Here is a 12,558-nt window from a genome sequence, read left to right as displayed (position 1 = left end):
ATCGCAAGGCGGAGGAGGGAGGCATGGCGGAGCCATGCCGACCGACGACAACGCGGCGGGCGTGCGTGCCAGGGACCGCGAGCCCGGCAAGATCCGAAAGACACGCCCTAGATCCTGTCCTGCCTGTCCTCAATCGCCGGACGGGCCCTTCGAGCCCGTCCGGCGATTGAGGACGAACCGGCCACCGGGCGGACCCGGCGGGATCGAACCGGCCACCGGGCGGGAGGGGGCGAGGGTGCCGACACGCGCCAGGGCCGTCGGCGTCGGCGGCGCCGTGCTCGCGCTGCTCGTCGTGCTGTACGGCGCGGGCCTCGCCTCGCGCGGCACCGGCGAGCTGCGCATACCCGCCGCCGGCACCACCTCCCTCCTGCGCGCCGCGGTCTTCACCGCGCTCGCGCTGCACCTCGGTGAACTGGCCGGCGCCGCACTCGCCCGCACCGGCCCGCTGCCCCGCTCCCTGGCGCTCCCCGCCGCGCTCACCGGAGCCGCCGCGTCCGCCGGGCAGATCGTGGTCCTCGCGGTGGTCAGCGACCTCGACATCCCGGCGACGTACGGCACCCGCGAGGGCGGCCTGCTGCTCGTCATGGCCAACGGCTTCCTGCTCGCCGCCGGATGCGTCGGCATCGGCCGCCCGCGCTGGGCGCTCGTCGCGCTCGCCGGGGTCGTCCTCGCGGAGGCGCTGCGCGCCCACCCGGAGCCGTACACACCGGAGTGGGGCACCGCCCTCACCGTCGTCCATCTGACCGCCGCGTCCCTGTGGGCCGGCGGCCTCTGCCATGTCCTGCGCACCATGTGGCTGCGGCGCGCCGCCCCGGCGGACGCCCGCGCCGTGCTGACCCGCTACGCGCGCGGCGCCGTCTGGCTGCTGGTCGTGCTGGCCGCCACCGGCACCCTGTCCACGCTGCGCCGGCTGCCCGCCGACGTGGTGCTGACGTCGGCGTACGGCCGCGTCCTGATCGCCAAGCTCGTCCTCGTCGCGGTGGCGAGCACGCTCGCCCTGGCGGCGCGGCGGCGTCTCCTCCGCAGCCGCGACGCGCACGTGGCGACCCGCGTCGAACTGGCCGTGCTGGCAGCCGTGGTGCTGCTCTCCGCCGTCCTCACGGTGGTCCCGGATCCGCACTGGCTCAGCACGCGCTGAGCGGGGGGGAGGGGGGAGAGCGGGACGGAGCGCGTGCCGACCGCTACCTCGGTGCGGCATCCTCTGTTGGAAGACGTGGACCGGTAAGAGAGACGCAGCACGGCGAGGGATCCGGAACGTGAAAGCAGACAACACGAACATGCTGGCCTTTGTTCGGGCACGCCTGGACGAGGAGGAGCAGGTCGCGCGGGCGGCCGGCGGGGAGCGCTGGCGGTGCCCGCCCGAGGCGCCGGGCGAGGTCCACGACCGTTCCGGCGGGATCTCGTTCAGCGTGCGGACACAGGGGTACGACCGCCACATCGCCCTCCAGGACCCGGCCCGCACACTGCGGCGTATCGAGACGAGCAGAGTGCTTCTGGGCGAGTACGCGGAGGTCGCGCACCTGGACGTCGACCGCCCCGAGCACGACTTCCCCTCCGGCCGCGCCGTGGGACTGGGCTTCGTCGTCCGGCAGATGGCGGCCGAGCACGCCGGGCACGCCGACTACCAGGCGAAGTGGCTGCCGCGTTTCGCGCAGTAGCCCGTGGCTCCGGACCGGTGGTCCGTACGGGCCGTGCCGAGAGGGTTCGCGGTGCGGAACGGGCACGTCACCGCCCGTGTTCGAGAAGTGACCGTCCCCTATGCCGATCGGATATACGATCACTCAACAATGTCCGGCACGGGGGTAGTTGACGAGTCACCCGCACACATGCCCAGCCACCAGCCGCCGCGGCCGACTCACCGCCGGACATCGACTTCAGCCAACTCGAAGGTTCCCCATGGTCCGATCTCCCGCCGCCCCCGCCCCCGCATCCGCGCCGCAAGCCCGCGGGGCACGGCGCCTGTGGCCGGTCGCGCAGCTGCTGGCCCTTCTCACCTTCGCCGCGGGCGTGGTTCCTCTGGCCGAGGTGAACATCGGGGCGGCGGTGGCGTACGGCGCGGCCGCCCTGCTGGTCCTCGTGGCTCTGGAATCCCTGCGCAGACAGCACCGTGACGCCGCGTCGGACGCGGCCGAACAGCGGGCCGAGGCCGAGCGCGTACGGGCCGAGTCGGGCAGCCGCGAAGCGCACTGGCACAGCTACGTGCGGAACCGCGGCGAACTGGTGCGCTCGGAGGTCGAGTTCATCGTCACGAAGCGACTGCCCGCCGCGCTCTCCCGCACCGAGATCCCGCAACCGCACCACAGCGCGGACGAGTTGGGCGCGGGCGTCGCCGAGTGGTTCGACCGGCTGCTGACCGCCGTCACCGAGGCGGCCGACGACCGCGAGGAGTCGCAGCGGCTCTCGCTGGTCGAGCTGGCGAGCCGGGTGCAGACGTCGGCGCACCGGATCCAGGCGACCGTGACCGGTCTGGCCGACCGTTATCCGGGCGACGCGGACCTGCTGGAGACCACCATGCTGGTGGACCACGCGGCGACCCAGCAGGCGAGGCACGCGCAGAGCCTCAAGGTGCTCTGCGGCGAGTGGCCCGGCCAGCAGTGGCAGCGACCGCTCGCGCTGGTGGACGTCGTGCGCGCCGCGTCCGGCCGTATCGTCGCCTTCAAGCGCGTCGAGGTCAGCGGTGACCCCGACGTGGGCGTCACCCCGTCCGTCGTGGAACCGCTGATCCACCTCATGGCCGAACTCCTCGCCAACGCCACCGAGTACTCGCCGCCGAAGACCGGCGTGCCCGTGACGGTCCGTACGGTGCAGCGCGGCGCGGTCATCGAGGTGGACGACGGCGGACTCGGCCTGGACGAGTACCGGCTCGCCGAGGCGCGCGAGATCGTCTCGGGCCGGCGGCTCCTCGGTGTCGGCGACGTGGGCGAGATTCCGCAGACCGGCCTCGCGGTCGTGGGCCGCTTCGCCGAACGGCACGGCTTCCAGGTCGACCTCGGGCCCTCGCCGTACGGCGGTGTCCGGGCCGTGGTCCTGGTGCCGGTGGACGTACTGGAAACGCTCGCGCCCGCCGGTACGCCGACGGGGCGGGTCCTGCCCGCCGCGCAGCCCGTCCCGGAGGTTCCCGCGCCCGCGGCCGCCCCGCAGCGGGAGACGCGGCAGGAGACGGCGCCGGGTGAGGCGCCCGGCGAGGCATCGCACGACGTGGCGCGGACCGCACCCGAGGCAGCCCTCGCACCCTCCGAACCGGCCCAGGCCCAGGCCCAGGCCCAGGCCGAGGCTCAGGTCCAGGTCCAGGTCCAGGCCCAGACTCAGGCCGAGGCCGAGGCCGCCGCCGAAGTCCCCGCCGAAGTCCCCGCTCCCGCACCGGTGATCCCCCCTCCGGCGTCCGCCCCCACCCTGCCGCGCACCGGCCGACGGCTCCCGCAGCGCCGTTCACGGCGCGACGAGTACGCGCCCGGCGCCGAGGCCGTGGAGCCCGCCCCCACCGCCGTCACCCCGCCCGGCACACCGGAAGAGGCCGGCGACTGGATGGAGCAGTTCTTCGAGGGCGGCCGGACCCTGCCGCCCCCGGACGGGTCCACCGCCGCGGACTCCGCCACCGACGAGGGCCGGCCCGGCCCGTCTTCCTCCGCCAACCCCCTCCCCCCAGAAGGACAGACGTGAGTATGAGCTACGTGGAGAACCCGGAGCAGCGCAGCTGGATGATCGCCGAGGTCGCCGTCGTACCGGGGGTCGAGCGAGTGATCGTCTTCAGCGCCGACGGACTGCTGCTGGCCAGTTCCGAGGGAATGGACCGCGATTCCGCCGAGCGTCTGTCGGCAAGTTGTTCCGGTCTGCAGTCCCTCGGCCGCAGCCTCGGCAAGGAGTTCGGCGAGGACGGCGGGGTCGTACACCAGCAGATGGTGGAGTTCAACGGCGGTTTCCTCTTCATGCGCAGCGCCAACGGAGCCCATCTCGCCGTCGTGACGGGCCCCGTGGTCGACCCGAAGCTCGTCGCCCGGCAGATGCAGGCGCAGGTGATCAAGATCGGGGCGGGCAACCTGAGCAGTCCGCCGCGGCAGGACTCCGTATGAGTGGGCCGGGAGAGCCGTACGACGAACACGCCCACGCCGGCGCGTTACGTCCGTACGTGATCACCAAAGGGCGCTCCCGGCCGACCCGCAACACCATAAGTATTGAGACCCTCCTCGTGGCGATCAGCCCTCCACGTGCCCTGCCGGTCTCGGCGACCAGGGAAGAACGCGCCCTGGTGCGGATGTGTGAGCGGCTGCTGTCCGTCGTGGAGGCGGCCGCCCACCTCGAACTGCCGGTCAGCCTGGTGAAGGTGCTGGCGTCCGATCTCGTCGACAGCGGTCATCTCTCCGCCCGTTCCGGTGTGCCCAAGGCCGCCCTGCCCGACCCGCAACTCCTCCAGGAGGTACTGGATGGTCTCCGTCGGCTCCGCTGACCGCTATTTGCCCGACACTGTCCAGCAGGCCGTCAAGATTCTCGTCGTGGGCGCGTTCGGCGTCGGCAAGACCACGCTGGTCGGCTCGGTCAGCGAGATCGAACCGCTGCGCACCGAGGAGGTCATGACGCAGGCGAGTGTCGGCGTCGACGACCTGGCCGGCATGAGTACGAAGACCACGACCACCGTCGCCATGGACTTCGGCCGGATCACCCTCAACTCCCGCCTCGTGATGTACCTGTTCGGGACTCCCGGACAGCGCCGCTTCTGGGATCTGTGGGAGGGGCTGGCGGAGGGCGCGCTCGGCGTCCTCGTCATCGTGGACACCCGGCGGCTGGAGGACAGCTTCGACGTCCTCGAACAACTGGAGCTGCGCGGACTGCCGTTCGCGGTCGCCGTGAACCATTTCCCCGACAGCGAGCAATACGGCGCGGACGAACTGCGCGGCGCGCTCGACCTGTTGCCCGAGACGCCGGTGATGATGTGCGACGCGCGTGACCACGCGTCGTCCGTCGACGCCCTGATCAGCCTCGTCGAGTATGTGTCGGCGAGCTCGGCACGTACCCCGGAGACCACCTCATGAGTTCCGCCCCACAGCCCGCCGCCGAGCCCGCGTCCGAGCCCGTCTCCGCCTCGCCCGCCTCCCCCTCCCCCTCCGCCTCCGAGCCGTCACCCCCGCCGCAGTGCCCGGCGCACCGTTCCCACGGCGGCGGTACGGGGCTGCTCCCGCTGTCCGCCGCGGTCGGCGCGCCCGATCCGCGCGCCGTCTACCGCCGACTCCGCGCGGAGTGGGGCAACGTGGCCAAGGTGGAACTCGAACCGGGCGTCCCCGCCTGGCTCGTGATGGGCTACCGCGAGCTGCTGACCATCACCCGCCAGGAGCAGATCTACTCCCGCGACGGCCGCAAGTGGCGCCACATGTACGACGGTGTCGTCGCGGCCGACTCGGGGCTGCTGCCGATGATGGGCTGGCGTGCCAGTGTCATCGGGTCCGACGGCCCCGAGCACCGGCGGCTGCGCAAGCCGCTCGACGACGGCATCGCCAAGATCGACCAGCGCAAGGTGCGCCGCCATGTCGAGGAGATCTGCACCGACCTGATCGCGAAGTTCTCCGAACGCGGCAGCGCGGATCTGGTGAACGAGTACGCCACGATCGTGCCGATGCTCTCCCTGGCCTCGCTGTTCGGTCTGGACGCCATCGAGGGACGGGAGTTGCTGGACGCGCTCATCGCCCTGTTCGGCAGCGCGGACGACTCGCAGGCCGGCAACCGGCACTTCGAGCAGATCCTGCTCGACACGGTGCGCGAGCGGCGGCGCAACCCGACCGACGACATGACGACGGTCTTCATCAACCACCCGAACCTCCTCAACGAGGCCGAGCGCCTCCAGTCGATCGTGGTGATGATCTCCGCGGGCAACGAGACCGTCACCGCGTGGATCGCGCACACGCTGCGCCTGATGCTCACGGACCCGCGGTTCGCCGCCCGGCTGCACGGCGGCAGGCTCGGGGTGGACGACGCGCTCGACCAGGCGCTCTGGCGCGACCCGCCGATGAACAACATGCCGGCCCGGTACGCCCTGCACGACACCGAGTTGGGCGGCCGGTTCATCCAGCGCGGCGACTGCCTCATCCTCGGGCACGCCGCCGCCAACGACGACCCGGCGATCCGCCCCGACGAGGGCGACGAGGAGCCGGGCAACCGCGCGCACCTCGCCTTCTCGGCCGGACCGCACGTCTGCCCGGCGCAGGTACCGGCGCGGCTCATCACCCGTACGGCGGTGAACACCGCGCTGAACCTGCTGCCGGACATGAAACTCGCCGTCCCCGCCGAGGAGGTGACGTGGCGCCCCTCACCCTGGACGCGCATCCCCGTCGCCCTCCCGGCACGGTTCTCGGCGGCGCGGATTCCGATCCGCACCGGCCGGGGCCAGTCGCAGACGGCTTGACACAGCCCGAAGGCGGACGGAACTTCCCAGAGATCCGCACACCCGAGACCGAGTTCTGGAGAAGCAACATGACCCTGCAAGCGGCAGCCTCCTCCGAGGCGGAGATACCGGTCGTGACCCTCGACCCGCACGGCAACGACCACCACGGCGAGGCGGCCCGGCTCCGCGAACTCGGTCCCGTGGTCCGTATCAAGCTGCCCGGCGACGTCATGGCGTGGTCGGTGACCGACCATGCCCTGCTGAACGACATGATCGCCGACCCGCGCTTCAGCAAGGACTGGCGCAACTGGAACGCCATCCTGCGCGGCGAGATATCCGACGGCTGGCCGCTCATAGGCATGGTGAAGGTCACCAACATGGTCACCTCGGACGGCCAGGAACACCGCAGGCTGCGGAAGTTGGTCACCCAGACCTTCACGCCCCGCCGGGTCCAGGAAATGCGCCCGCGTATCGAACGGATCGTCAGCGACCTGCTGGACGCGCTCCCTTCGCACGCGGATGCCGACGGCAGCGTCGACCTCCGCCGCCACTTCGCCCACCCGGTGCCGATGCAGGTGATCTGCGAACTGTTCGGCGTGCCCGAGCACGAGCGGCCCCGGCTCAAGGAGTTGATGGACAACATCTTCCGCTCCGACCTGGGTCCCGAAGATGTGATGGCCAGTCAGATCGAGCAGTACCAGCTGCTCGCCCGGGTCGTCGACAACTGCCGTAAGCACCCCGGTGACGACCTGACCAGCGCGCTCATCGCCGCCCGCGACGCGGACCCCGACTCGCTCAGCGAGGAGGAACTGGTCGGCACGCTCCTGCTGATGCTCGCCGCCGGGCAGGAGACCACGCTCGGCCTGATCACCAACGCGGTACGCGCCCTGCTCACCCACCCCGACCAGCGCACCGCCGCCGAACAGGGCGACGAGGCGGTCTGGGCGAACGTGGTCGAGGAGACCCTGCGCTGGGACGCGCCGATCGGCAACTTCCCCTTCCGGTACCCCCTGGAGGACGTCGAGATCGCGGGCGTACGCATCCCCAAGGGCGAGGCGATCATGGCCCCGTACAGCGCAGTCGGCCGCGACAAGGCCCAACACGGCGAGGCCGCCGACGAGTTCGACATCACCAGGGAACAGCGCAAGCACCTGGCCTTCAGCCACGGCCCGCACTTCTGCCTCGGCGCCCCGCTCGCCAGGCTCGAAGCGGCGCTGGCCATACCGGCGGTGTTCAAGCGGTACCCGGAGCTGACGCTGGCCGTCGACCCGGACGACCTGATCCCCGTGCCCTCGCTGTTCTCCAACAGCTCCGCCACACTTCCGGTACGTCTCCGAGCCTGACAGTGACATGCTCGTCACATGACGTGGACAGAGTGCGGGCGGGGGCGGAAGCACGTAACGGCCCCTGACGCGACACGACTTCGCGACGATCTCGATCAACTGGGCATCGACGCGACGATATCGACGCGGATACAGGTCGCCCTACGCACGCGGCAGCGGTACCGGCGCGCCGCCCTGCGGTGGAGAGCCGCGTCCTGTCTCGCGGCCCTGCTGCTGATCCGCCCGGTGGTGTCCGGCTGGGGCGACTTCCTGACGGGGCTGGTCGGGCCGGAGAGCCCGGGCCCCGTCGTCGCCGCGATCGACTCGTGGGTGGGCGTCCTGCCGTACGGCCTGGACACGCCGGTGGTGATCGTCCTCGCCGTCCTCGTGTCGGCGGCGGTGTTCGCCCTGCTGGTCGGCACCGTCGTCGCGTTCTCGCTGCTGCTGATGCCGCTGCTCGGCCCGCCGTGGGCGGGCGGCGGCCCCGTGGTGGTCGTACGCCGCTACGCGCCCGTGTACGTGCTGGTGCGAGCCGTGCGGGCGTGCGCCACCGCGCACGGGGCGGGCGGTCAGCGGCAGGTGACGGAGCGGGCACGCGTCGGGGTGCACCTCCGGGAAGTCACGAAGGTCCTCCAGAACGCGCACGCGACGCGCGGCACCATCCCCTGGCGCTCGCGCCGCCGCCGCGACCTGAAACGGCACGCCGGCCAGGTCGTCGCCGCACTGCGGGAGGCCGAGGCACGCCTCGACAGCGAACCGCGCGCCGCCCTGACCGATCTCGCGCGACTGCTGCTGACGATCGCCGACCGGTACGCGGAGGGCCGCGTCGGGGCCCTCCTGGACCAGGACAGGCTCGACGGCGTCAGGCCGGTGCGCGACCGGGGAGCGGTCCGGCTGATCACGGCGACCGTGCTGACGCTGCTCGGCGTCGTCGCCGTCGCCTTCCTCCAACTGCCGCCGATGGGTGAGCCGTTCGCGCTCGGCGCGGCGGGAATCGGCGTCCTGGCCCTGGTCTACGGCAGAGGCACCCGGCGCGCCCTGGACATCGCGGACGCCGTCCGGCTGAAGGCGACGGGACTGCGTCCGCGCCGCCGTTGACAGCCGGTTTCAGCCCGGGGCGGAACGCGTGGTCCTGCCCCGGCGCCGGGGCAGGTAAGGGAGTGCGCGAGGCGGAACACACCGCGGCGGCAGCGGAGCGGAAGGCGACCCCATGGCGAAGACGGCGGCGTACGACGAGATCGCGGACTGGTACGAGCACGAATTCCTCGGGGCGAGCGACACCGGGCACGCGGACCCGCTCGGACTCGGCGACCTCATCACCGACCTGCTCGGCGAGGGCACCGGCCCCTGCCTGGAGATCGGCTGCGGCACCGGCGTCCACGCCGCCCGCGTCCGGGAGCTGGGCCGGACGCCCGTCGGCGTGGACCTCGCGGCCGGAATGCTGCGCCACGCGCGCGGCCGGCTGCCGGTGGCGCGCGCCGACGCCGAGCGGCTGCCGTTCCGCGACGGATCGGTCCCCGCGGTCCTCGCCGTGATGGTGCACACCGACATGCCCGGCTACCCGGCCGTGCTCCGCGAGGTGGCCCGGGTGCTGCGCCCCGGCGGGGTGTTCGTACACATCGGCGTCCACCCCTGTTTCTGCGGAGGCTTCGCCGACCGCAGCGACCCGGACGTGGTCGTCGTCCGGCCCGGCTATCTCGACGGCCACTGGACGACGGACTCCTGGACGGACCAGGGCCTGCGCGACAAGGTCGGCGCGACGCACCGTCCGCTGCCCGAGCTGCTCCACGCGTTCCTGGACGCGGGCCTGACGCCGGAACGGTTCGCCGAGTCCGGCGGCACGACGCCCCTGGTGCTGGCGGCCAGGACCAGGTCCGCCGACCGGCGGTAGTAATAAAGATCATCATGCGTACATGGTCGACGTGCGCACCGGCGTGCCCCACGAACGTGTGAAAGAGCGCCCGATGCTCCCTTCTTCGTCAGTTCGCGCAACCGGCATGGAATACATTGCGGGTGTAATCATCGTTTGTCTGGGTTTGCCCTGCCGACATATATGCGGGTTCGCGTCGGTGGTCGGTGACTGAACTGGAGTTGGTGTGGCAGCACAGCCCGGATCCGAGGTCGACGCGCCGCAGGAGAGTGACGACGCCTCGTACGCGAACGAGTTGCCGGTACGGCGCAAGAGGCCCGGCACCGTCATCATCACGTGGCTGACCACCACCGACCACAAGACGATCGGGACGCTCTATCTGGTCACGTCGTTCGCGTTCTTCGTGATCGGCGGAGTGATGGCGCTGGTCATGCGCGCCGAACTGGCCCGTCCCGGACTGCAGATCGTGTCGAACGAGCAGTTCAACCAGGCGTTCACGATGCACGGCACGATCATGCTGCTGATGTTCGCGACGCCGCTGTTCGCCGGATTCACCAACTGGATCATGCCGCTGCAGATCGGCGCCCCCGATGTGGCGTTCCCGCGGCTGAACATGTTCGCCTACTGGCTCTATCTGTTCGGCTCGATCATCGCGGTGTCCGGCTTCATCACCCCGCAGGGCGCCGCGGACTTCGGCTGGACCGCCTATTCGCCGCTGACGGACCCGGTCCGTTCACCGCTCATCGGCGCCGACCTGTGGATCATGGGTCTGGCCTTCTCCGGCTTCGGGACCATTCTGGGTTCGGTCAACTTCATCACCACGATCGTCTGCATGCGCGCGCCCGGCATGACGATGTTCCGGATGCCGATCTTCTGCTGGAACGTGCTGCTGACCGCCGTGCTGGTCCTGCTCGCCTTCCCGGTGCTGGCCGGTGCGTTGCTCGCGCTGGAGGCCGACCGGAAATTCGGGGCGCACATCTTCGACGCGGCCAACGGCGGCGCGTTGCTGTGGCAGCACCTGTTCTGGTTCTTCGGGCATCCGGAGGTGTACATCATCGCCCTGCCGTTCTTCGGGATCGTCTCCGAGATCTTCCCGGTGTTCAGCCGGAAGCCGATGTTCGGCTACATCGGGCTCATCGGCGCGACGATCGCCATCGCCGGTCTGTCGGTGACGGTCTGGGCGCACCACATGTTCGTCACCGGCGCGGTGCTGCTGCCGTTCTTCTCGTTCATGACGTTCCTGATCGCGGTGCCGACCGGGGTGAAGTTCTTCAACTGGATCGGCACGATGTGGAAGGGCTCGTTGTCCTTCGAGACACCGATGCTGTGGTCGGTCGGGTTTCTCGTCACGTTCCTCTTCGGCGGGCTGACCGGCGTGATCCTCGCGTCGCCGCCGATGGACTTCCACGTCTCCGACTCGTACTTCGTCGTCGCGCACTTCCACTACGTCGTCTTCGGCACGGTGGTGTTCGCGATGTTCGCCGGCTTCCACTTCTGGTGGCCGAAGATGACGGGCAAGATGCTGGACGAACGGCTCGGGAAGATCACCTTCTGGACGCTGTTCATCGGCTTCCACGGCACGTTCCTGGTGCAGCACTGGCTCGGTGCGGAAGGAATGCCCCGCCGTTACGCGGACTACCTCTCCGTCGACGGCTTCACCACGCTGAACACCATCTCCACGATCAGCTCGTTCCTGCTGGGCATGTCCATGCTGCCGTTCTTCTACAACGTCTGGAAGACCGCCAAGTACGGGAAGAAGATCGAGGAGGACGACCCGTGGGGCTACGGCCGCTCCCTCGAATGGGCGACCTCCTGCCCGCCGCCCCGGCACAACTTCCTCACGCTGCCCCGTATCCGCTCCGAATCCCCGGCGTTCGACCTGCACCACCCGGAGGTCTCCGCCCTCGACGACGGGCACAACGCGGGCCGGCGGGACGTCGTGGAGCCCGGAAAGGGCGTCGCCGCTCCGCTGGGGGACGACGAGGGCCGGTCGTGACCGGCGAGTCCGCACCGTCGTCGGGCGAGGCGTCCGCCGGCATCCAGCAGCTGGAGGGCTATCTGCTGGCCCAGAGCCGGGTGCGGGAAGCCCGTACGCACGCCGTGGTCTTCGCCGACCGCATGCCGTGGCTGACGACCGCTCAGCACGAAGAGGTCGTCAGCCTCTACACCCAGGACCACATCGCCATGTCCCGCCGGGCGCTGGAAGCGGTCGTGGCGCGCGCCGGTGAACTGCGCGAGGAGTACAGCGCGCGCTACGAGCTGCTGAGGCGGCGCCTGGTGTGCGCGAGCCTCACCGCGCTGATCGGTGCCTGCTCCGTGGTCCTGTGGCACCTTCCACGCTGACGACGGCGAGAGCGGGCGCGCGCTCGACACGGGGCGCGCTCAGTGGAGGGAGTGGACGACGGCGTGGCCCTTGCCGCGGCCGATCATCCACTTGTTGACCGGAGTGGTGATCAGGAACGCGACGGCGAAGCCGCCGAGGAGCGCGTACCAGAACAGCCCGTCGGACAGGTGCGCGTCCATCGCTCCGGGAGTGAGCGCGATGATGCCGTTGTCGACGAGTTCCATGACCGCGATGGACACGGTGTCGGCGGCCAGTGCGATCTTGACGGCGGATTTCCAGTCGAGGCCGGCCCTGCGGACCGCGAACAGGGTGAACGAGTAGCCGAAGACGAACGCCAGGGAGATCGCCAGCACCATGGTCGGCACATTGCCCCACAGCAGGGCGGTGCCGATGACCATGCCGAGGATCTCGCCGATGGCGCACCCGGTCAGACAGTGCAGCGTCGCCTTGGCCGCCATCTCCCAGGACGCCCCGCCCGTGCCGCCCGGCAGATGTGCCGCGTGGTCGGTGTGGTCGGTGTGGTCCATGGATCTCGACCCTCTTTCCGGTTCCGTAGACGGCCTGATGGTGGTCCGACACAGAGAAGGGTATACCCCCTAGGGGTATATCGAAAGTGGTAGGGATCGGCGGGCCGGTCCGGGCGCCCCGGACC

The 12,558-nt window shown here is 70.7% G+C and carries 13 protein-coding genes; 12 read left to right on the top strand and 1 reads right to left on the bottom strand.

Annotated features, from left to right (window positions below):
* Nucleotides 1-235: 235 nt before the first annotated feature.
* The 12 genes from ACFT9I_RS39570 (at nucleotide 236) to ACFT9I_RS39515 (ending at nucleotide 11,905) form a co-directional block, all read left to right on the top strand.
* The gene (locus ACFT9I_RS39570) at nucleotides 236-1,138 is read left to right on the top strand and encodes a CopD family protein (RefSeq protein ID WP_382572603.1); all 903 of its coding nucleotides are present in this window, start codon (nucleotides 236-238) and stop codon (nucleotides 1,136-1,138) included.
* A 139-nt stretch (nucleotides 1,139-1,277) separates the two neighbouring features.
* Nucleotides 1,278-1,658 (top strand): DUF6221 family protein, encoded by a 381-nt coding sequence (locus ACFT9I_RS39565; RefSeq protein ID WP_354609271.1) that lies wholly within the window; start codon nucleotides 1,278-1,280, stop codon nucleotides 1,656-1,658.
* 238 nt (nucleotides 1,659-1,896) lie between these two features.
* Entirely contained in the window at nucleotides 1,897-3,660 is a 1,764-nt protein-coding gene (locus ACFT9I_RS39560) for an ATP-binding protein (RefSeq protein WP_382572600.1), read from the top strand.
* Nucleotides 3,661-3,662: 2 nt separating this feature from the next.
* Nucleotides 3,663-4,070 (top strand): roadblock/LC7 domain-containing protein, encoded by a 408-nt coding sequence (locus ACFT9I_RS39555; protein WP_382572598.1) that lies wholly within the window; start codon nucleotides 3,663-3,665, stop codon nucleotides 4,068-4,070.
* Nucleotides 4,067-4,444 carry a DUF742 domain-containing protein gene (locus ACFT9I_RS39550; RefSeq protein WP_382572596.1) on the top strand — a complete coding sequence of 126 codons (378 nt, stop codon included), beginning with the start codon at nucleotides 4,067-4,069 and terminating at the stop codon, nucleotides 4,442-4,444. Before ACFT9I_RS39555 ends, ACFT9I_RS39550 begins: the two co-directional genes overlap by 4 nt.
* On the top strand, nucleotides 4,422-5,027 hold the full coding sequence (locus tag ACFT9I_RS39545; protein ID WP_382572594.1) for an ATP/GTP-binding protein: 606 nt from the start codon (nucleotides 4,422-4,424) through the stop codon (nucleotides 5,025-5,027). Before ACFT9I_RS39550 ends, ACFT9I_RS39545 begins: the two co-directional genes overlap by 23 nt.
* On the top strand, nucleotides 5,024-6,391 hold the full coding sequence (locus tag ACFT9I_RS39540) for a cytochrome P450 (protein ID WP_382572592.1): 1,368 nt from the start codon (nucleotides 5,024-5,026) through the stop codon (nucleotides 6,389-6,391). Before ACFT9I_RS39545 ends, ACFT9I_RS39540 begins: the two co-directional genes overlap by 4 nt.
* 68 nt (nucleotides 6,392-6,459) lie before the next feature.
* Nucleotides 6,460-7,713 (top strand): cytochrome P450, encoded by a 1,254-nt coding sequence (locus ACFT9I_RS39535; RefSeq protein ID WP_382572591.1) that lies wholly within the window; start codon nucleotides 6,460-6,462, stop codon nucleotides 7,711-7,713.
* Nucleotides 7,714-7,731: 18 nt separating this feature from the next.
* Nucleotides 7,732-8,790: a hypothetical protein gene (locus ACFT9I_RS39530; protein WP_382572588.1), complete on the top strand. Its 1,059-nt coding sequence runs from the start codon at nucleotides 7,732-7,734 to the stop codon at nucleotides 8,788-8,790.
* A 112-nt stretch (nucleotides 8,791-8,902) separates the two neighbouring features.
* Nucleotides 8,903-9,583, top strand: coding sequence for a class I SAM-dependent methyltransferase (locus ACFT9I_RS39525; RefSeq protein ID WP_382572586.1), 681 nt, complete (start codon nucleotides 8,903-8,905; stop codon nucleotides 9,581-9,583).
* Nucleotides 9,584-9,788: 205 nt separating this feature from the next.
* Entirely contained in the window at nucleotides 9,789-11,558 is a 1,770-nt protein-coding gene (ctaD, locus tag ACFT9I_RS39520; RefSeq protein WP_382572583.1) for a cytochrome c oxidase subunit I, read from the top strand.
* A complete protein-coding gene (locus ACFT9I_RS39515; RefSeq protein ID WP_382572581.1) occupies nucleotides 11,555-11,905 on the top strand; it encodes a hypothetical protein in 351 nt (116 codons plus the stop codon). Before ctaD ends, ACFT9I_RS39515 begins: the two co-directional genes overlap by 4 nt.
* Before the next feature lie 39 nt (nucleotides 11,906-11,944).
* Here the strand turns inward: ACFT9I_RS39515 and ACFT9I_RS39510 are convergent, their stop codons facing one another.
* On the bottom strand, nucleotides 11,945-12,433 hold the full coding sequence (locus tag ACFT9I_RS39510; protein WP_382572578.1) for a DUF4396 domain-containing protein: 489 nt from the start codon (nucleotides 12,431-12,433) through the stop codon (nucleotides 11,945-11,947).
* Between the last annotated feature and the right edge of the window lie 125 nt (nucleotides 12,434-12,558).

This window comes from Streptomyces sp. NPDC057137, from assembly GCF_042670825.1.
Taxonomy (GTDB): Bacteria; Actinomycetota; Actinomycetes; order Streptomycetales; family Streptomycetaceae; genus Streptomyces.
Note: the sequence above shows the minus strand (reverse complement) of the source record. Positions and strands in the feature narration are given on the sequence as shown.